We start from the raw sequence: 21058 nt of genomic DNA on the forward strand, positions 1-21058 counted from the left end.
GGAATGATTAAATTTCTACCTCATTTTAATTACATACTATGATATCCCAACTCCGTAAAGAAGAATACCACCCTTACTATGGCGCGTACATTGAAAAAGCAGAATTTCCTGATATCGTTGAGGGATTGAAAGCGGGTAAAACTGAATTTATTGATTTTGTGAGCGTTTTGCCTGATGAAAAACTAGCTTTTGCCTATGCAGAAGGAAAGTGGACTGTGGCCGAAGTGTTACTACATTTGATTGATTCTGAAAGAATATTTGCATATCGAGCATTAAGATTTGCTCGCAAAGACAATACGCCTTTGGCTGGTTTTGATCAGGATGTATATGTACCAAATTCTAATGCAAAGCACATAACAAAGAATGGTATCATAGAAGATTATGAAGCAGTACGTAACAGTTCTATTACTATGTATAAGAATTTTACCGAAGAGATGTTGCAATTTATAGGAACAGCAAGTGATAGCCCTATGAGTGCAAGGGCATTGGGTTATATTTTGGCGGGACATCAAAGACATCATTTGGAAGTGATTAACGAGAAATACCTTTAAAATGACCAAAGAAGAAGTTGCCCATAATTACCTCGACTTTTTGCAAAATGGAGATATAGATCAGATCGTTGAATTGTTTACCGATAATGGTACCGTAGTCTCACCTTTATATGGTACAAAGTCTGCGAGAGACTTTTATACGGTTTTGAAAAATGACACCAACCGTTCTATACTTAGGTTCGATGGTTTATTTTATGAAGAAGATACCAATCGTATTTCTCTGCTTTTTGATTACTATTGGGAGATTAGCAATGGAGAAACTGTTCAATTTAAGGTGGTTGATATTATTGAATTATCGCCAGAAAATAAAATAGAAAAATTGACGATCATTTATGATACTGTACACAGTCGTCAGGCTATAGAGGATATCAAGAAAACGAAATAAAAAGTTAGATTTATAGTATTAGAGATAGGGTATTAGGGTCTAATTCATGCCCGCCGCTATGCATGTGGAATTGAATTTCAGGAAAAATACGTTCTAATCTATTCTTTTCTACTTGGACCTTGTCTTCTTCATAATAGGGATCTTTTTCTCCCAAAATGTGCACTATTTCAGTGGTAGGGGTTAAAAAATCAAAATCATCTGGACCTAGCTCTCTAGGAAAACCACCAGATACTATTGCAAAAGCTGCACAAGATATTTTTCTGCTTGCGATCCATCTGCTAGCGATACTAACGCCTTGAGAATATCCCAAAACAATTAGGTTAGCATTTTCTGGAATATCTTCCTCTTGCATTACAGCATCTATATAGTTTAATACGTTTATAGTCTCGACTTTGGTATTTTCTTTGGTAAGCCAACTCGAACCTACTTTGTTGTAGGTGTTACCTTTATAATATTTTGAAGGTGCCTGCGGTGCAATAATATAGTTTTCGGTACTATCCAGGCTTTCGAATAATTTAATGAAATATCTACTTAGATATCCAATCCCATGAAAAACCAACCAAACATTTTTTGTAGTACTAGTAAATTGATTTAGTGTAGAGTAAGAGTTTGTAGTTTGGTAAACAGCTGATTTTTCTTCTGGATTCATAGGATAGAAAGTAAGTTTTTTAATGTAATTCGAACCAATCATATACAATGGGCCACAAGATATCCCGGTTTTTCTTTCTAAAAAAATCAAAATGCCCGATAGCCCTCAAATTGTATTGAGATGGTATGAGATGTTTGCGGGTTACCGAGGCATTTTGATATACTTTATCTCCCAAAATATCTACAGATTTTTTGGGAGCAAAAAGATCATCCTCTATACTTACCAATAGCATCTGATCTTTAATATGTTCGTAATGAGTGACTTTATTTTGTTTGGTAAAATGTAACATCGAATCAGGGTGCAACAAGAACTTTGCCCAATCCTTTGCTACTTGTGTGGTTAAGGATTCTCCCAGTCCAAACCATTTTGACGGATAATATCCCAAAACAGAAGTGGTTAAGGGTACAAAAAGCCCAAAATTGAGAAGTATCAAAAGTCTCATTTTAAGCTTGAAGTGCTTGTAATATCCATACTGAGAAGCAATGGTTAAATACTTATCATAATATTGATGAGCATCACTAAAACCAATGCTGTTTCCTCCATAACTATGTCCGATTAGATATTGTTTGTTTTCAGGGTATTCTTCTTTTGCGTGTTTTGAAACTTCTTTGAAATCTCCTGCCCAGGAGAAATATCCGTCACTTTTTATGGATTGTAATGTTTTGGATTTAGAAAAGCCAATACCGCGATAATCAAAAGTGAATACATTACATCCTTTTTGTGCCAGTTCTTTTGCTAAGCTGAAATAGAATTTTTGAGGAACAGCTACTGCAGGAGCAAAAACAATAGTGATATTATTAGGAGTTTCTGGAACAAATTCATGTACGGATATAGGGTAGTTGTCAAAAGATCGTAGTGTGTAAGAATCCATTAGATTATTTTTTAAGGATAATTTTCTCCATTCTTTGTATGGCTTTATCTAGGTATTTGGAATCATCGTAGACTTGCATCAGCAAAATCCCACCTTCTATATCTTGTACCATTTGTTCTGCGAGTTCTTTGGCCTCATTAGCATCGTACTGAGATTGTTGTAGTAAACGTTCAATCCCGGAAATAAAATCTTGAAAGAAAGATTGGATCTCTTTTTTGTAAATAGGGTCGAGGTGTATGGTTTCTAAAGCAGTATTCGCCATAATACACCCACCATCCGAAACTTGAAAGATTTTGAACATCAGCGTTTTCATTTTTACAATTTTTTCTTCGATGCTCATAGAAGGATCGTCTATGATTTTGAACAAATTATGATGAAAGTAACTATGTACCGTAGCTAGTACTTCTTTAATCAGTTCGTCTTTATTGCTGAAATAGTAATAGAAATGTGATTTCTGAATCTGGCAAGCTTTAGACAATTCGCTCATGCTACTATTTTGTACACCACGTGCTCTAAGTACCGGAATGACCTTTTTTAGAACTTCAGCTTTGGATGTTTTTACTTTTGGCATTTTATTGAACGTTCGTTAAAATAATAATCAAATATAGTTAGAATAATTTAAAGTCATTACATATTTTTGCTGTATAATACTTCGTTTTTATGAAATTCACAGAATCAGAGATACTCGAACAATGCGCAAGAATGTGCAAAAATACCCTTATGGAAACCCTGGAAATTTCCTTTTGCGAGGTAGGTGAGGATTATTTGGTGGCTAAAATGCCGGTTACCTCAAAGGTTCATCAACCCGATGGAGTATTACATGGAGGAGCGATGGTTGCGCTAGCAGAAAGCGTGGGTAGTGCGGCTTCGTACATTTTTCTCAATGCAAAGGATTTTTTTATACGAGGACTTGAGATATCTGCAAACCATGTAAAAAGTGTAAAAGAAGGATATGTGTTTGGACGTGCCGAAATTGTACATAAGGGGAGAACTACCCAGCTCTGGGATATTAAAATAAGGGATGAGGAAGGAAATTTGATTTCTGTTGTAAAGTTGTCCACTATCGCATTGCCAAAATCAAAGTAATATGAATGTGCATCCAGAATTTGCTGGTATCGAAGAACATTTGAGCCAAAACCTGCCCTTGGTTTTATATAAAAAACAAGGAGCGAAGCATCTTAACGTTTTGCTTCAAGAAAATGATACGATCTATGAGGTGGCAAATTATCAGGAGTCTGGATTTGTTTTCTCTCCTTTTGATCAGAGTAAAAAGGCAATTTTACTTCCGCTGGATGTTTGTAAACATATTACTATACCACTTACTGAGTTACCGGTAGTAGATGAAGATGTATTCTATGCAAAAAAGCAGGAAATAAAAATTTCTTGGTCTGAAGAACAGAAAAATAAACATAAGCAATTAGTACAAAAAGGAATTGATGTAATTAAGACAGGTGCTTTTAAGAAAGTGGTTTTGTCTAGAAAAGAGGTTGTTGTAGGTGAAGAAGTTTTTAATCCTTTGTTATTATTCAAACGCCTAATCAATTCTTATGATGATGCATTTGTGTATTTGTGGTACCACCCGAAAGTTGGCATTTGGTTAGGAGCTACCCCGGAGACATTGCTCTATAGTAAAGAAAATAAGTTTTCTACTATGGCATTGGCGGGAACACTGCCATACCAATCTACAGAGCAGGTGAACTGGGGGAATAAAGAGCTTGAAGAACAAGAGATGGTCACTTCGTTTATTCTAGAACAATTATCCGGGATCGCAAATGACATTATTTCTTCAAAAACCTATACGCACAAAGCAGGAACTTTATTGCACCTTAGAACAGATATAAAAGGAGATTTAATTCCGGAAAAATCAGGGCTAAAGGATGTGTTGTCTATATTACATCCTACACCAGCAGTTTGTGGTTTACCCAAAAATGATGCGAAAGAGTTTATTTTACAAAATGAAGGGTATAGTAGAGAATATTATACCGGATTTCTTGGAGAGCTACATATGAAGGATAGCAAAGGGAAGGTGATATCTGATATGTATGTAAATCTACGTTGTATGCAACTTAATGGTAACGAGGTTGACTTGTATGTTGGAGGAGGAGTAACCAAAGATTCTGATCCGGAAAAAGAATGGGAGGAGACGGTGCGCAAAACCGAAACCATGAAAAAGGTGCTGTTTTAAATTCGTATCAAAAGGTTGGGTTAGATTGGTTTGATGTTGTATTTTAGCTCATCAAATGAAAAGACGTTTTTATTCAAAAATTCCTTTAGCGCAAAGTGTTGTGGCGCTATGCGAAGCCAAAGGTGTTCATCATATTGTAATTTCTCCAGGATCTCGTAATGCTCCATTAATTATTGGTTTTACCGAAAACCCAACTATGAAGTGCTATAGCATTGTGGATGAACGTTGTGCTGCTTTCTTTGCTTTGGGGATTGCACAGCAGATAAAAAAGCCGGTAGCACTTGTGTGTACCTCTGGAAGTGCATTGTTAAATTACTATCCTGCAATTTCAGAAGCTTTTTATAGTGATATCCCGCTAGTAGTGCTAAGTGCGGATCGCCCTATCGAACGAATAGATATTGGAGACGGGCAGACCATTCGTCAAAAAAATGTTTTTGAGAATCATATTTTATATTCTGCTAATTTATATTCTGAAGTGGTTGCAGAAACCGAAATTAAAGATTCTAAAGTACGACAGAAACAGCGGGAAGCCCAAAAGCATAACGAAAGAGAAATTAATCTGGCTTTAAACAAAGCTATAGAGAAAAAAGGTCCGGTACATATTAACGTTCCTTTTTATGAGCCTTTGTATGATCGATTAGAGGAACCAATAGTTATACCAAAAAATATACCTGTAGAATTTCCGCAGCATCATATTTCAGAAACCCTTCAGGATGAGATGCTCGAATTATGGAATACTTCCAAAAGAAAAATGATTCTTATAGGAGTAAACTCTCCTGGAGTCATAGAACAACAGTGGATCGAACATTTTGCTAATGATCCTTCGGTGCTCGTGTTAACCGAAACCACATCCAACATACATCATGACTCCCATGTAAATTGTATTGATCAGTTGATCACCTCTTTGTCTGAAGAGGAGTTTGAGCAATTGCATCCCGATATATTGTTGACGGTAGGAGGAATGGTAGTGTCCAAAAGAATCAAGGCTTTTTTAAGGGAATATCAACCTAAGGCACATTGGCATATTGATGAGAAAAAAGCTTTTGACACTTATTTCTGTTTGGCAGAACATATAAAACTAACTCCTAATAACTTTTTTGAAACCTTTTTGACAGAAACAAAAAATGTAAATGGAGATTATAAGCAATCCTGGATAGCCATTCGGGATCAAAGAAGAGAGCGACATCAAGCATATCTGGAACAAATAAAATTTACTGATCTTAAAGCGTTCGAAGTGATTTTTGATCATATTCCCGAAGGTCAAATGGTGCAGCTAAGCAATAGTTCTACAGTACGCTATGCACAATTATTCTCTTTAAAACCTTCATATCAGGTATTTTGTAATAGAGGGACTAGTGGGATAGATGGGAGCACTTCTACCGCTATTGGAGCGGCTGCAGTAACTAACACTCCAACGACTTTGATTTCTGGAGATCTCAGTTTTTTTACGATAGTAATGCATTGTGGAACGATCACATCCCGGCAAACTTCAAAATTATTTTGATTAATAATGATGGAGGAGGGATTTTTAGGATCTTGCCTGGTAAAGAAGAAAGTGTTAACTTTAGTACATACTTTGAGACTACTCATGGTCTATCTGCAGAACACTTGTGTGCCATGTTTGGATTTGAATATCACAAGGCGGATACATTAAATGATACCATTGCAAGTATTCAACAGCTATATGAAAACGACAGCAAACCCCAGCTACTCGAGATTTTTACACCTAGAAAAGAAAATGATAGTACGTTAATCGATTATTTTAGGTGTTTTGTCTAATATTTGGCCTTTAATATACTTTAAAGAATATTTATTCATTTAATATTCATCTATATTTGAGAAACAAATTAAAATAACTAAAAACCTAAAACATTATCATCTTATGAGTAAAAGAGACGAATTAATCGCTAAGTATGCTGCGGACATTAAAGACAAAATTGGTCAAACACCAGATATGGATTTATTAACCAAAGTTACTATCGGATGTGGGCCATCTATCTATAATGCTGATGCTGCTACAGTATCAGGAAGTGATCAAAGTGAGTTAGATACTGTAAAGAAGAACTTTTTGATCAAAAAATTAGGTCTTGCTGATGGACCTAAATTAGATGAAGCTATTGCTTCAGTGATTGAGCAGTACGGTAAATCAAACCGCAATAAATACAGAGCTGTAGTATACTATCTTTTAACCAAGCATTTTGGTAAAGAAGCAATCTACAACTAAAAATTAATACTTTGCTTTAGAGATAAGGGTGGGTCGAGTAACGATTCACCCTTATTGTTTTGTTTTAATAGCGAAAAAGCGCTTTTAAAAATTATCTTTGCACAAAATATAGAATACAATGCTAAACTTAGGAGTATATAATACGCTTAAAATTTTGAGAGATCGTGAGCCGGGATTATTTCTTGGTGACGATGATGGGAATGAAGTATTACTTCCGAATAAATATGTTCCGGAAGAATTTGAAATAGGAGATGAGATTAAAGTTTTTGTGTATTTGGATAGCTCCGAGCGTATTGTTTCGACTACTCTAGAGCCCTATGGTACACTCAATACCTTTGCATATCTGAAGTGCACAAGTGTATCCGATATTGGTGCCTTTTTAGATTGGGGATTAGAGAAAGATCTTTTTGTTCCTTTTAAAGAACAAGCATTCAAAATGAAAGCAGGAGGTTGGTACCTGGTGTATATCTATTTGGATGAAGAAACCAATCGATTAGTGGGTTCTAGCAAGACCAAAAAATACTTGGATAACTCTCTTGTGTTATTATCTTCTTATGATGAGGTGGATTTAATTGCGTCTCACCCTTCTCCACAAGGTTGGAATATGATTGTAAATCAAAAACATCTAGGGTTGGTGTATGAAGATGAGATTTTTCAAAAGATGACCGTAGGAGACCAGATGAAAGGCTTTGTAAAAAAAGTGCGTCCCGACGGTAAAATTGATCTTACCCTTCAAAGACATGGTTATCGTAGCATAGAGCCAAATGCCGAACAAATCCTAAAGGAGTTAAGAGCTAGTGGAGGGTTTATTGATATCAATGATAAGTCTGCTCCGGAGGATATTAAAGAAGTTTTTCAATTGAGCAAGAAAAGTTTCAAAAAAGCAATAGGGGCTCTTTATAAAGCTAGGAAAATAACCATCGAAAAAGATGGGATACGGATTGTAGAATGACCTGAAATTTAAATATCGTAAAGTTAAGTTTGTTTTAAGAGTGGTATGCAATTGTGGGTAATCGGCTTAAAGTCAATTATTTTATTAAATTTATATCCTCAAATATATAGTCACTAACTTAACCTTTTATACCCATGGTTGCATTTTGCAAACGAATCGCCGATTCCAGGTGGTTTCAACAATTCATTATTACAGTAATTATTCTTGCCGGAGTTTTAGTTGGTATACAAACCTACGGCGATAAAGTGATGCAGTGGACACCAATTATTGATGCACTCGATTGGTTAATCCTCATTATTTTTACGATAGAAGTAGTTATAAAGATTACCGCCGAAGGAAATCAACCTCAGAACTATTTTAAAGATGCCTGGAATTTATTCGACTTCTTCATTGTTGTAGCTTGTTATGCAGGTCCATTTTTGGGAGACAGTGCAGAATTCCTTCCTGTATTACGATTAATTAGAATACTTAGGGTTTTTAAACTCGTTACTGCACTTCCAGAATTGCAACTCATAGTTGGGGCATTGTTGCGTAGTATTCCTTCTATGGCGTATATAAGTTTGTTATTGGGGTTGCTGTTCTATATCTATGGAGCAATGGCAGTGTTTTTGTTTGGGGCGAATGACCCTATTCACTTCGAGAATTTACAAATGGCCATCTTGTCTTTGTTTCGGGTAATCACTCTGGAGGATTGGACAGATATCATGTATATCAATATGTACGGGTGTGATAACTATGGATATGGAGGAAACGAAGCTTTGTGTACCAATCCAAGTGGATCGCCTATTTTGGCAGCCATGTTCTTTGTTTCTTTTGTACTTATAGGAACCATGATTGTCTTGAATCTATTTATTGGTGTGATAATGAACGGTATGGATGAGATGAAGGCAGAAACTGAATTAAAAGCAAAAGTGAAACGCAAAAACAAAGAGGACGGTACCAATTTAAAGGACGAAATTCATTTGCTGATTGATAAGGTAGACGGAATAAAAGAAGAACTAAGTGTACTAACCCATTTATATGATCAGGAACGTAAAGAAGTCCCTTTGATTGGTAAAGCATATGAGTATACCAACGGGAAATCGAGATAATTTCTTAGTATGCTAAACCTGTAATAGGGCAGAAAGCACCACTATAAAAGCCTGCATCCTTGTAGGCTATATTTTTTACACCGCCATTGTTTTGGGTGTTGTTGAATCCGCTACCCGAAACTCGTAAAGAAAATGCTCTGGGTTGGGGAATAGAAACGTTATACAAAGGCGCGATGAACTGCTCCTTTGGCAGTTCTAGTATAGGAGCGCTTTTGCGTAACGCCTGTTGTCGTACATCTACAGTGAGATTGACTTCCATTAATTGATATTTTTGAGATGGGTCTTCCTTTTGTATTAAGGAAATGGGTTCACTAAGTCTCTCAAAAGAAATAGTTTTAATCTCAATTTCTTGTCCAAAAGATAGGCATCCAATACCTCCAAATAATAATATCATCAAAGTCTTCATGTTGTAAATATATATGCTATTCTATAAAAGATCATCAAAAACTATGCTAAATTCTAGATAGAATCCGTGTTTTTATCATTTTTTTGATTGATTTAGCTGATAAATAATAGAGATGAATAAGCTTTATTGTATTATTTTTGAAAGATAAAAAATAAATTAATGAGTTCAATAGACTGGAAAACCGCAAAAGAATATAAAGATATAACCTATAAAAAATGTGATGGTGTTGCTCGCATTGCTTTTAACAGACCTAATGTGCGTAATGCTTTCAGACCTAATACTACAAGTGAATTGTATGATGCATTTTACGACGCACAAGAAGACACTTCGATAGGAGTGGTATTACTTTCTGCAGAAGGTCCTTCTACCAAAGATGGTGTATATTCATTTTGTAGTGGAGGAGATCAAAAGGCTAGAGGTCATCAGGGATATGTGGGTGAAGATGGGATGCACCGATTGAATATTCTGGAAGTACAGCGATTGATTCGTTTTATGCCAAAGGTTGTTATAGCGGTAGTGCCGGGTTGGGCAGTAGGAGGAGGACATAGTTTGCACGTAGTATGTGATCTTACATTAGCCAGTAAAGAACATGCGATTTTTAAACAAACGGATGCGGATGTAACTAGTTTTGATGGTGGGTATGGCTCTGCTTACCTTGCCAAAATGGTTGGGCAAAAGAAAGCTAGAGAAATTTTCTTTCTAGGAAGAAATTACACTGCTCAAGATGCTTATGAAATGGGAATGGTAAATGCTGTGATTCCTCATGATGAACTTGAGGATACAGCCTATCAATGGGCACAAGAGATACTGGAGAAATCACCTACTTCTATAAAAATGCTGAAATTTGCGATGAACCTTACAGATGATGGTATGGTAGGGCAACAAGTTTTTGCAGGAGAAGCAACACGATTAGCATATATGACTGAAGAAGCAAAAGAGGGTAGAAATGCTTTTCTGGAAAAACGTAAACCAGACTTTAAAAATGTAAAGTGGATACCATAAAAAGGTATCGTAGGGGTTGAAACATAAAGATTAGGGGAAATGGATAAAAAAGAAGAGGAATTATTATCGATGCATTATCAGATCGAGAAGACTGATATCAAGCAACAACAATTAGAAGATCGACTGGGGTCTATTTCTAAGGATTTGGACAAAAGTAAAACCGTTCGGAATTTATATTTTGTTCTAATTGTTCTGTTGTTGTTGATTACGGCTGGGGCGGGGTTTTACCTGGTCAAAAAGGATAAAATATTCGCTTCTGGACTTAATGAAGATAATTCTGAAGAAATCCAAAAGTTGCTAGTCACCAACGATTCCCTTAAAAAAGCGCTTCACAAATTAAAGGAGGATGTTGCTGCGTATCAAAATCAAAACAATGGTGAAGGGGCAAATGGTCAGGAGGCATTAGATTCTATTCAAGAAGAAGGTACATTGAAGTTTGAAAGAATATACTGCTATATCACAAAAGCTTATGAAAGTAATGATGCTAAATTTATTGAAGCCGATTTTATAGAGTTTTATGAAGGCAGAAAAGCGGTAATGAAGGCTAAAGAATTCGGTGAAGCGGAGTATGATATCGACAAAGATGGCGATACGTTGTATTATTTATATAATAATTATTATATTAATAACCAGAATTCTAAGTCCAGAATTTTAGAACTTGACGATAAAGCAAGGGTTCGGGTTGATGATATCAATCAAATTTCTAATGGGTTTCCATTAAAAGCGTTTCAAAGAATTATAAAAAAGAAACAAGTTTTTGTATTAGAAACTAATAATGGTGTTGTTTACAGTATTACTCAGAAGAAACTCCCTTAAGCGTGGTGTAAATATGTGCGATACAATTTTGTTGAAACCCCATTAAACTACCCCAGTCATGAAGGTTATGAAAGACGAAGATCTTTTGTCATTACATTATCAAATAGAAAAGGCAGAAATCAAGCAAAAGAAACTTGAAGACTTGTTGGACGCCGAGACCGAAAAATTAAAGAAAAGTAAATATTCTAATCGAATGTTTGGTTCTTTTTCTTTAGTGTTACTACTTCTAGCAATATTTCTAGTTGCCAACGCATTTTATTCAAATAAAAATAATGAATTAGCTGCGGTCGAGATCAATAGGAGTGAAGAGTTATCCTTGCTTCAGAATGAATTGGACGCTGTAAAAAGTGAACTGGCCGTATTGAAAAAACAAAAACAAGAGATAAAAGATATCAAAGATATGTATCTCTATAGAAGTTTGATCAATAAGGATACGGTGTATTCTGTACAGGTAAAGGCCTTAGTAGATGGTAAAATAGCTTCTATTTCAGAAAAATATACAAATACTTTGGTATACAGTGATACTTCGTTGTATAAGTTAAGTCTTGGTATTTTTGAAACCTTATCTGAGGCTCAGGATTTTAGAAAAACCTTGATACAATCCGGTATGTATGACAAACGTGTGTTTGTGATATCATACAAAGATGGTAAACGTATTAAAATAGAAGACTTTCAGTAAAACTTTTACTCTTTTTATCTAAGCTGTGGATATGAATTAGGATCTACCTCGTTCATGATATCGTATACCTTTTCGAAAATATCTTCGGTAGATGGTTTACTAAAATAATCTCCATCAGTTCCAAAGGCAGGTCGATGTGGCTGTGCACTTAGCGTTTGGGGTTTACTGTCTAGATGGGCATAAATATTTTGCTCATCGATCAGTTTGTGCAATATATACCCTGTAGCACCTCCAGGTACGTCTTCGTCTATGATTAATAGTCGATTGGTCTTGGCAACACTCTTTACGATATCGTGATTCAAATCGAAAGGAAGTAAGGATTGTACATCTATTACTTCGGCATTAATGCCTACCGTAAGCAATTCTTTTGCAGCTTGCTCAACTAATCTTAGTGTAGATCCGTATGATACTAATGTGATATCTGTTCCTTCTTTCACAGTTTCAACAACTCCGATAGGCGTTCTGATTTCGGATAGGTTCGAAGGCATCTTTTCTTTTAATCGATATCCATTCAAACACTCAACCACTACTGCAGGTTCGTCACTCTCTAATAAAGTGTTGTAGAAACCAGCTGCTTTTGTCATATTTCTAGGAACCAAAATATGGATACCTCTTAGTAAATGGATTAATCCTCCCATTTGTGATCCAGAATGCCATATACCTTCTAATCGGTGTCCTCTGGTTCTTACAATCAAAGGAGCTTTTTGCTTTGCAAATGTTCTGTAACGCAATGTAGCAAGATCATCACTTAATCCTTGTACACAATACAGAATATAATCCAGGTATTGAATTTCTGCGATAGGACGCAGGCCTCGCATTGCCATACCGATTCCTTGTCCAATAATTGTGGCTTCTCGAATACCAGCATCAGAGATTCGTATTTCTCCGAATTTTTCCTGAAGTCCTTCTAATCCCTGATTTACATCACCAATCTTACCACTATCTTCTCCAAAGATTAATGCTTCAGGAACTCTATTAAAAATTTGCTCAAAGTTATCACGTATAATCACTCTTCCATCTACTGTTTCAGTATTATCCTGATATTCTGGTAGTACCTCTTCAATATTGGTGACTTTGGATTCAAAATCATTATACAAGTGATCGCTATACTTAGGCTGGATTTTATCTATATAAGTATTTACCCATTGTTGCAGTGCCATTTTTTCTGCAAAGTTTTCTTTTACAACATATCTTAAGGCTTTTCTAGTAGCTTCAAGAATATCCTTACGTATTGGCTCTTCTTTTGAAGCAAGCGCATTTACTAATGGAGTGATAAAGTTTTTGTTAGCACTTTTTGCTTCTACAGCTTTCAGTTGTTGTAATGCTTCTTGTTGTTCTGATTTGATTTCAGATATATACGCATTCCAAGCTGCTGTTTTTCCTTGACGAACTTCTTTTTTAGCCGTTTTCTCAAGATCCAGCATTTCTTCTGCAGTAGCAATATTGTGGTCTATGATCCACTCTTTGAACTTTTTGTTACAATCGTGCTCTCTTTCCCAGTTTAGGCGTTCTTCACTTTTGTAGCGCTCATGAGATCCTGAAGTAGAATGCCCTTGAGGTTGTGTAAGTTCGGTTACGTGTATAATTACAGGGATATGCTTTTCTCTTGCGATCTCATCTGCAGTTTCATAAGCATCCATAAGAGCAGGGTAGTCCCAACCTTTTACTTTGATGATTTCATATCCTGCTAAATCCTCGGTGCGTCTAAAGCCCTCTAAAATTAAAGAAATATCTTCTTTAGTGGTTTGGTGTTTTGCATGTACAGAGATTCCGTACTCATCATCCCAAATACTAATCACCATAGGTACTTGCAGTACTCCAGCGGCATTAATGGTTTCCCAAAAAAGACCTTCACTTGTACTTGCGTTTCCGATCGTTCCCCATGCTACTTCATTACCATCGATGGAAAAGTTTTTGAAATCAGCTACGCTTTTTTCATTACGAAATACCTTCGAGGCTTGGGCTAATCCCAAAAGTCTAGGCATTTGTCCAGCAGTAGGAGAGATGTCAGAACTTGAATTCTTTTGCTGAGTAAGATTTTTCCAGCTACCATCTTCGTTCAAACTATGTGTGGCAAAGTGACCACCCATTTGTCTACCTGCAGCAAAAGGCTCTTTTTCTATATCGGTGTGTGCGTATAATCCAGCAAAGAATTGCTCTATCGAATATTTGTCGATAGCCATCATAAAAGTTTGGTCACGATAATATCCTGATCGGAAGTCACCATCTTTAAATACCCTTGCCATGGCAAGTTGTGGTAATTCTTTTCCACCACCAAAAATTCCAAACTTTGATTTTCCTGTTAATACTTCTCGTCGCCCAAGAAGACTACACTCTCTACTTATAAGTGCGATTTTATAGTCTCTAAGGATTTGACTTCTATATTCTTCAAATGAAATATTTGATGTAGTAACAGTTTCAGATTGCATACGAACGACGTTTAAAGGTTTGCAAATTTAGTTAAAATGCTGACCATTTGCAAGACCGATACTCTTAAATTTTTTGAGTATATCTCAGTTAAATTGATATTTTGTTGATGAATTATTGTTTTTGAGAGTATTTTTAAGGATTGGTTAACAAATGTGTAAAATTTTCACATTTGTGATTTTGAAAAGATGAAAAGGGGGTTAATACCACTCTCTAGTGAACAATCCGATAAGTGTTTCTGGACTTAATGTAATGATAAACCGAATCTGTTGATCGTAGTTAGGTTGAGCAATTTCCCAACCTTTACTAGAAACAACAGGGAAGAAGACTTCGAAGAAATCAGCAACCAAACTTAATCGCACTCCGCTGTCAAAAACAAACTCGGGAGACGCACCTCTGTTTTTTACCAGTCCCACATCTCCATAGGCGTAGATCCAATTCCAAATATTGGTATTAGCGTTAAGCGTAGTAATCCATTGATTGGCAAAAGGAACATCCAGTTGAGATTTAAATCCTCCTTCTGCAATGATGATTTGTTGACTGACAAATCCTGTGTCTTCGCTTCGGCCTAAATAATTAAAATCAAATAAATAATCAGTGGGTCGATCCAAGGCAAAGCTAAAGAAATCGCCGTCCCTTTCTGTGTCATTGAATAAAAATGTACCGGCAAAAAATCTTAGGTTTAGCTGTCTGTTGTTTAGGAATAACTTTCTATAGTTTACCGTAGTCGATAGTTTACTGAAATTTTTAGAAATCTGATAATCTACAGTATATCCTAAGAAATCAGTTAAGTTGAAATCAGAATATCGATATCTTGCATTAAAAACGTTATAATCTGGTGTTTCTACAGGATTCAATTCATCCCTTTGTCGAAATACGTTTACATTTCGCAAAGACAGTCTTTCATTTTTATTGGATCGAAGATCTTCGGGTCTGAAATAGAAGTTTACTGAAGTAGAAAATCTTCTAAACAACAAATCAGGAGCATAGCTAAACATGCTACCATTTATTCCGTAACGAATTTGATATAATCCGTGATCTGCAATTTGATTTCTAAAGAAGAAAGAGGCTGACCCCAACAATTTATTGGATTTTAAACCATAAGCTGGAGAAATATTGTACTCAAAGTTTCTTCTTATCAATGTTTTATTATAGAATTTGGATGCAATCGTAAATCCATCATAAACATTAAATTCAAATTCTGGGATAAAGAAAATCTGATGATATCTTGGGTCTTCTACATCTTGCAGTAACCTGAATTGAACAGGTTTGTTAATGAACCAATTTAGATTTCTGATGTTGTTTCTTCGGTTAACTTCAGGGATATTTTGATCATAATCCAGAGCTACTTTACTAAGATCATCGTTTGCAATGGTTACTTTTTTGGTTCCAGTAAATCCTTCGACCCAGGTTTTGGAAACTACATCTTTTTTACGAAGCCCATACAAGGAAATCGGCATTAAATTGTTTTGTCGATTCTTTATGGTAACCTCTACCGAGTCCTTCCTTTTCTTAACAGACTTTATTTTGAAATCCAATTTAGCATTGGTCTTTACGTAATCTTCAAAAAACCAGTCTACATTTTTTGGAGACATTGAAGTGAGCGTCTCTCTATATATTTCAGAATTTGTGGGTTGTAATACGTTTTGTTTGTAAAAAGTACTGATGCTTTCAGCTACGATATTGTCATCTTCTAAATAATCCTCGAGATACTTGAATCCAACACCAGCTTTATACGCATTAGCAATATTTTGATTGAACTTTACCAGTTGATCCTGAGGTAGTGAGAGCGGTTGATCCAGAAACAATCTTGCCATATTTTTATAAGCAAGAAAATACTGGTCGTTAAATTCTAAGTCAGCAATATGAAACCATCGAACTCCGATGACCTTACTTAGCTTACCGATAATTTTCATATCGGGGTAGTGCTGCTCGGTATAAGCCATCATCAAATAGATATGTAAGGCATCCTTGAGCCAAGCATCATGCCTTGGATCGATGATTAGGGTGTTCTCCAGATAATTTTCGGTAATTGCCTTCAATTGTTTGATTTCAAACTGAAACCCATCAGGAAATGGCCTCACGATATCTGGTAGCTGATTTAATCCATAAACAGGATTGTTTTTATAATCACTTTCGGATACCAAAATTTTGTCAAAAGGGTAGGAGCCTAATTTTTTTTGTAAGAAATCGATAACTCTACTGGTAGCTACCATTTTCATTTTGGACATCAATTTATTGTCATCAATATCACTTACAAATTGGATTCCATTAAAATCAAAGTTGTAAAATGTACTTACCCCACGATTAATATATAGGTTAACTTCTGTTCTATTGTTTCCGGTAAACTGTATCTTTTTGATGTCTTTTTCTTGCGAGGTGACTAAAACCTCTTTTTTAAGATCCGAGACTACAGTGTACGATTCGGGAACGGTAAAATCAATTTTGTAATCTATTAGGGGAGCATATAGGTCATCCAGGTTTTTATGGCTGTACGTCTTCCATTCATCGTCAAATACAGCGGGTAGGATGTACCAGTATTTAAGGTCGAAGTTCCCATTTTCTTTGTATCCATATCTAGTGAATTTACTACTAGGAATCTTTACTTTGTATTTTAAAACAAAAGTTTGTTGTTCTCCTGGAAGCAGTATTTTGGGGCATTCGACCCAAATGATATCTGGAGCACCATCTTGTCTGCCCCAGCTTAATGACTGCGAATTCGCATCAAGGATATGTTGTACCGTAGTGTGTCCTCTTTCGTGGTCTTTTGCAAAATAAAAACGCTTTAGAAAATCTTCAGAAAAACGTTCTCCCAATGGAGTGGTCTTGCTTGAAAAAGCATTTGCCCAGTCAAGAAACTCTATTTTTTTTAATCCTTTGTCAGAAGTATTAGTATAAGTGATTTCTTGTTCGATAGTAAGTACCTTTTTCTCGGTATCTAACTCTGCATTGATATACGTGCTATGTTGAGCTGTTGCAGTAAGCAGTGATAAAAATGCAATTATGATATGAGAAATCTTAGTACTGTTCAAGATGTTGTGTGTAACTTAAAAGTTTTTATTATCAATTAATAGGCCAAAAATAACAGAATTTGATTTTTCCTCAATAAAGAAAAAATACCAAATCCTGTTTTAATGTATAATTACTTTTTAGAGAATGATATTAGAAATTAGGACTTAGATTGTATTCTGCATAGAACTTATCTAGTATTTCTAAAACCTCTTCGGGGGTATCAACCACATGAAAAAGATCTAAATCACCTTCACTGATATTTCCGAATTTTTCTAGTAATGTTGTTTTAATCCAATCGATTAGTCCTCCCCAAAACTCAGTACTTACTAATATAATCGGAAATTTAGCGATCTTTTTAGTTTGAATAAGGGTCATCGCTTCAAATAGTTCGTCCAAAGTCCCGAATCCACCAGGCATTACTACAAAACCTTGAGAGTATTTAACGAACATTACCTTACGAACAAAGAAATAATCAAAATCCAGACTTTTATCACTATCGATATAAGGATTGTCATGTTGCTCAAATGGGAGGTCGATATTTAAACCTACAGAGGTTCCTCCGCCCAGATGTGCTCCTTTATTTCCTGCTTCCATGATCCCAGGACCACCACCAGTAATTACTCCATACCCATTATTCACAATTTCTCTAGCTACATTAACTGCTAATTCGTAATACTTGTCATCGGTTTTTGTACGGGCGGATCCAAATATTGAAACACATGGGCCAATTTTACTCATTTTTTCGAATCCGTTTACGAATTCTCCCATGATTTTAAAGATAGCCCAAGAATCGTTAGTTTTTATTTCGTTCCATCCTTTATGATGTTGTTCTTTTCTCATAAATCTGTGTGATTTTAATTTAATATGCCTAGTTCTTTCTTCAAGAACTTAGCGGTATAACTCTTTTTATCTTTTATAATAGCTTCTGGTGTCCCTTTGGCAACTACTTGACCTCCATTTTTACCTCCTTCGTACCCTATATCAATAATATGATCCGCCATCTTGATCACATCCAGATTGTGCTCTATAATGAGTACCGTGTTACCTTTGTCTACTAATTTATTCAATACCTCCATCAGGACTCTGATATCTTCAAAATGCAATCCAGTAGTAGGTTCATCCAAGATGTAGAAGGTATTTCCGGTATCTCTCTTAGAAAGCTCTGTAGCTAATTTAATACGTTGTGCTTCTCCTCCGGATAGGGTGGTAGATTGTTGACCAAGGGTAATATAGCCCAGCCCCACACTTTGGATGGTTTTTAGCTTACGTGCAATTTTTGGAATATGCTCAAAAAATACACAGGCTTCGTTGATGGTCATTTCCAAAACATCAGAAATAGATTTTCCTTTATATCGAATTTCTAAGGTCTCTCTATTGAATCTTTTTCCCTGGCAGGTTTCACATTCTACATACACATCTGGTAAAAAATTCATTTCTATCACGCGTAATCCTCCTCCTTTACAGGTCTCACATCTTCCTCCAGCTACGTTGAAGCTAAAACGCCCGGGTTTATATCCTCTGATCATCGCTTCTGGTGTTTTGGCAAATAAACTTCGTATTTCAGAAAACACACCAGTGTATGTGGCAGGATTGGATCTTGGAGTTCGTCCAATAGGGGATTGGTTGATATCGATCACTTTGTCTGCATGTTCTAATCCCGAAATGCTCTTATACGGCATTGGTTTTTTTACCCCATTAAAATAGTGCGCATTCAGAATAGGGTATAAGGTCTCATTTATTAAAGTAGATTTCCCACTTCCAGAAACCCCTGTTATAGCTACCATCTTTCCCAAAGGGATGTCGATAGAAACATTTTTCAGATTGTTCCCTGTGGCTCCCTTCAAAGAAATGGTCTTGCCATTTCCTTTCCTTCTTTTTTAGGGATTTCAATTTGCTTCTTTCCGCTTAAGTAATCCGCGGTAAGGGTATCGTGTTTTTGTAGTTCTTCCGGAGTACCTTCGCTAATGATCTCTCCACCATGTTTTCCAGCAAACGGACCAATATCAATCACATGATCGGCACGCTCAATCATATCTTTATCATGTTCTACGACGATTACCGAGTTACCAATATCCCGCAATTGAATAAGCGAATTGATCAACTTTTCATTATCTCGCTGATGAAGACCAATACTAGGTTCATCAAGAATGTACAATACTCCTACCAATTGAGAACCAATTTGCGTAGCTAATCGGATACGCTGTGCTTCTCCACCAGATAAGGATTTACTACTTCGGTTTAACGAGAGATAGGTAAGACCTACATCTACCAAAAACTGAATACGAGCATTAATCTCCTTTAGTATTTCAGAAGAAATTTGCTTTTGCTTTTCGCTCAAATGATTCGGGAGATCCTTAAACCAATCAGCTAATTCCAAAATATCCATTTGCGCTAGCTCGGCGATATTTTTGTTATTCACCTTAAAGTAAAGAGATTCTTTACGTAAACGTGAGCCTTCACATTCTGGACATTGGATATTATCCATATACTCTTTGGCCCAACGCTTTAGTGAAGTAGAATCACTATTATTATAAGTGTTTTCTATAAAGGTAGCAATACCTTCAAAATCAATTTTGTACTCTCGTGTAACTCCTAAAGTTTTACTGTTTACGCTAAACTTTTCTTTTCCGCCATACAATATGATTTGCATGGCTTCTTCAGGTATTTTTTTGATGGGATCGCTCAACTTAAAATCAAAGCGTTGTGCAATAAGCTCTAATTGCTTGAATATCCAGTTGTTCTTTTGCGGACCTTGCGGAGCTAAACCTCCATTTTTGATCGACTTAGAATAATCTGGGATTATTTTTTTGAGATTTACTTCATACAGATTCCCGATTCCATTACATTTTGGACAGGCTCCTTTTGGAGAGTTAAATGAAAAATTATTGGGTTCTGGGTTGGGATAGGAGATACCACTCGTAGGACACATTAAACTTCTACTAAAATAGCGAGGGTGCTCTGATCCCTGTTCAATCACCATCAATACATCATCACCATGATACATCGCAGTATTGATAGTTTCCATCAAACGTTTGGAGTTTTCCTGATCTTCGTTAACCAATAATCGATCAATCACAATTTCGATATCATGAGTCTTGTATCGATCGAGTTTCATCCCTTTGGTTAAATCTCGAATTTCTCCATCGGTCCGTACCTTTACAAACCCCTGTTTGGCAATTTGCTCGAACAATTCTCGATAATGTCCCTTACGAGATCGCACAATAGGAGCAAGGATATTTATTTTTTTTCCGTTGAAATCTTTGAGAATTAGATCTTTGATTTGATCATCACTATAACTCACCATCTTTTCTCCTGTATTGTAACTGTAAGCATCACTTGCTCTAGAAAAAAGGAGTCTCAGGAAATCATATATTTCTGTAATAGTACCAACAGTACTTCTTGGACTTTTACTAGTGGTTTTTTGTTCGATGGCGATTACCGGAGATAGTCCATCAATTTTATCAACATCCGGACGCTCTAGTCCTCCTAAAAATTGCCGGGCGTAGGCCGAAAAAGTTTCTATATATCGGCGTTGTCCCTCGGCATAAATAGTATCAAAAGCTAAAGAAGATTTACCAGATCCCGACAAACCAGTAATCACTACTAATTTTTCTCTTGGGATGGTCACATCTATGTTTTTTAGATTGTGAACTCTAGCCCCTAATACTTCGATATTTTCTTCAGATTCAACCATAAATTTTTAACCAAGATTGCAAATGTAGTTATTTGCTCGCTCTTTGTAAAATAGGTTTGGTTTCAGTTTTGTTAAAAGACTATAAATTTTAAAAGAAAAACAAGCATGTATTAT

At 36.0% G+C, this 21058-nt stretch carries 19 protein-coding genes and 1 pseudogene; 12 read left to right on the forward strand and 8 right to left on the reverse strand.

Features of this window, described 5'->3' with window-relative positions:
• Window positions 1-38: 38 nt before the first annotated feature.
• Window positions 39-551 (forward strand): DinB family protein, encoded by a 513-nt coding sequence (locus tag AC0L3Q_RS11650; RefSeq protein WP_473286716.1) that lies wholly within the window; start codon window positions 39-41, stop codon window positions 549-551.
• Between the two features lies 1 nt (window position 552).
• Window positions 553-936, forward strand: a complete 384-nt coding sequence (locus AC0L3Q_RS11655; protein ID WP_473286717.1) for a nuclear transport factor 2 family protein — start codon at window positions 553-555, stop codon at window positions 934-936.
• 10 nt (window positions 937-946) lie between these two features.
• On the opposite strand, the gene AC0L3Q_RS11660 is transcribed toward AC0L3Q_RS11655, so the two are convergent.
• The 3 genes from AC0L3Q_RS11660 to AC0L3Q_RS11670 are packed head-to-tail and all read right to left on the reverse strand — an operon-like array spanning window position 947 to window position 3027.
• Window positions 947-1585 (reverse strand): alpha/beta hydrolase, encoded by a 639-nt coding sequence (locus AC0L3Q_RS11660; protein ID WP_473286718.1) that lies wholly within the window; start codon window positions 1583-1585, stop codon window positions 947-949.
• A gap of 19 nt (window positions 1586-1604) precedes the next feature.
• The gene (locus AC0L3Q_RS11665; protein ID WP_473286719.1) at window positions 1605-2456 is read right to left on the reverse strand and encodes an alpha/beta hydrolase family protein; all 852 of its coding nucleotides are present in this window, start codon (window positions 2454-2456) and stop codon (window positions 1605-1607) included.
• 4 nt (window positions 2457-2460) lie between these two features.
• Window positions 2461-3027 (reverse strand): TetR/AcrR family transcriptional regulator, encoded by a 567-nt coding sequence (locus AC0L3Q_RS11670; protein ID WP_473286720.1) that lies wholly within the window; start codon window positions 3025-3027, stop codon window positions 2461-2463.
• 89 nt (window positions 3028-3116) lie between these two features.
• Here AC0L3Q_RS11670 and AC0L3Q_RS11675 point away from each other — a divergent pair, with 89 nt between their 5' ends.
• The 7 genes from AC0L3Q_RS11675 (at window position 3117) to AC0L3Q_RS11705 (ending at window position 8908) form a co-directional block, all read left to right on the forward strand.
• On the forward strand, window positions 3117-3542 hold the full coding sequence (locus AC0L3Q_RS11675; protein ID WP_473286721.1) for a PaaI family thioesterase: 426 nt from the start codon (window positions 3117-3119) through the stop codon (window positions 3540-3542).
• 1 nt (window position 3543) lies between these two features.
• Entirely contained in the window at window positions 3544-4641 is a 1098-nt protein-coding gene (locus AC0L3Q_RS11680; RefSeq protein ID WP_473286722.1) for an isochorismate synthase, read from the forward strand.
• Between the two features lie 55 nt (window positions 4642-4696).
• Window positions 4697-6145 (forward strand): 2-succinyl-5-enolpyruvyl-6-hydroxy-3-cyclohexene-1-carboxylic-acid synthase, encoded by a 1449-nt coding sequence (gene menD, locus AC0L3Q_RS11685; RefSeq protein WP_473286723.1) that lies wholly within the window; start codon window positions 4697-4699, stop codon window positions 6143-6145.
• Window positions 6142-6420 carry a hypothetical protein gene (locus tag AC0L3Q_RS11690; protein WP_473286724.1) on the forward strand — a complete coding sequence of 93 codons (279 nt, stop codon included), beginning with the start codon at window positions 6142-6144 and terminating at the stop codon, window positions 6418-6420. The genes menD and AC0L3Q_RS11690 overlap by 4 nt, the downstream gene beginning before the upstream one ends.
• A 103-nt stretch (window positions 6421-6523) precedes the next feature.
• The gene (locus AC0L3Q_RS11695) at window positions 6524-6865 is read left to right on the forward strand and encodes a DUF2853 family protein (RefSeq protein ID WP_073313105.1); all 342 of its coding nucleotides are present in this window, start codon (window positions 6524-6526) and stop codon (window positions 6863-6865) included.
• Window positions 6866-6983: 118 nt separating this feature from the next.
• On the forward strand, window positions 6984-7817 hold the full coding sequence (locus tag AC0L3Q_RS11700) for a CvfB family protein (RefSeq protein ID WP_473286725.1): 834 nt from the start codon (window positions 6984-6986) through the stop codon (window positions 7815-7817).
• Between the two features lie 134 nt (window positions 7818-7951).
• Window positions 7952-8908: an ion transporter gene (locus AC0L3Q_RS11705; protein WP_473286726.1), complete on the forward strand. Its 957-nt coding sequence runs from the start codon at window positions 7952-7954 to the stop codon at window positions 8906-8908.
• Between the two features lie 4 nt (window positions 8909-8912).
• Here AC0L3Q_RS11705 and AC0L3Q_RS11710 read toward each other — a convergent pair whose 3' ends face one another.
• Window positions 8913-9302 (reverse strand): hypothetical protein, encoded by a 390-nt coding sequence (locus tag AC0L3Q_RS11710; RefSeq protein WP_473286727.1) that lies wholly within the window; start codon window positions 9300-9302, stop codon window positions 8913-8915.
• Between the two features lie 171 nt (window positions 9303-9473).
• On the opposite strand from AC0L3Q_RS11710, the gene AC0L3Q_RS11715 reads away from it, so the two are divergent.
• The 3 genes from AC0L3Q_RS11715 to AC0L3Q_RS11725 are packed head-to-tail and all read left to right on the forward strand — an operon-like array spanning window position 9474 to window position 11811.
• On the forward strand, window positions 9474-10316 hold the full coding sequence (locus tag AC0L3Q_RS11715) for a 1,4-dihydroxy-2-naphthoyl-CoA synthase (RefSeq protein ID WP_473286728.1): 843 nt from the start codon (window positions 9474-9476) through the stop codon (window positions 10314-10316).
• Between the two features lie 39 nt (window positions 10317-10355).
• On the forward strand, window positions 10356-11132 hold the full coding sequence (locus AC0L3Q_RS11720; protein ID WP_473286729.1) for a hypothetical protein: 777 nt from the start codon (window positions 10356-10358) through the stop codon (window positions 11130-11132).
• Window positions 11133-11190: 58 nt separating this feature from the next.
• A complete protein-coding gene (locus AC0L3Q_RS11725) occupies window positions 11191-11811 on the forward strand; it encodes a hypothetical protein (protein ID WP_473286730.1) in 621 nt (206 codons plus the stop codon).
• 14 nt (window positions 11812-11825) lie between these two features.
• Here the strand turns inward: AC0L3Q_RS11725 and AC0L3Q_RS11730 are convergent, their stop codons facing one another.
• The 4 genes and pseudogenes from AC0L3Q_RS11730 to uvrA all read right to left on the reverse strand — a co-directional run bounded on the left by AC0L3Q_RS11730 (window position 11826) and on the right by uvrA (window position 20944).
• Window positions 11826-14240, reverse strand: a complete 2415-nt coding sequence (locus AC0L3Q_RS11730) for an alpha-ketoacid dehydrogenase subunit alpha/beta (RefSeq protein ID WP_473286731.1) — start codon at window positions 14238-14240, stop codon at window positions 11826-11828.
• A gap of 198 nt (window positions 14241-14438) precedes the next feature.
• Window positions 14439-17270 (reverse strand): gluzincin family metallopeptidase, encoded by a 2832-nt coding sequence (locus tag AC0L3Q_RS11735; RefSeq protein WP_473286732.1) that lies wholly within the window; start codon window positions 17268-17270, stop codon window positions 14439-14441.
• 130 nt (window positions 17271-17400) lie between these two features.
• The gene (locus AC0L3Q_RS11740) at window positions 17401-18090 is read right to left on the reverse strand and encodes an LOG family protein (RefSeq protein WP_073313130.1); all 690 of its coding nucleotides are present in this window, start codon (window positions 18088-18090) and stop codon (window positions 17401-17403) included.
• A gap of 14 nt (window positions 18091-18104) precedes the next feature.
• Window positions 18105-20944 (reverse strand): annotated as a pseudogene (uvrA, locus tag AC0L3Q_RS11745) (excinuclease ABC subunit UvrA).
• Between the last annotated feature and the right edge of the window lie 114 nt (window positions 20945-21058).

It is taken from the genome of Aquimarina sp. KJ22-3, from assembly GCF_055808215.1.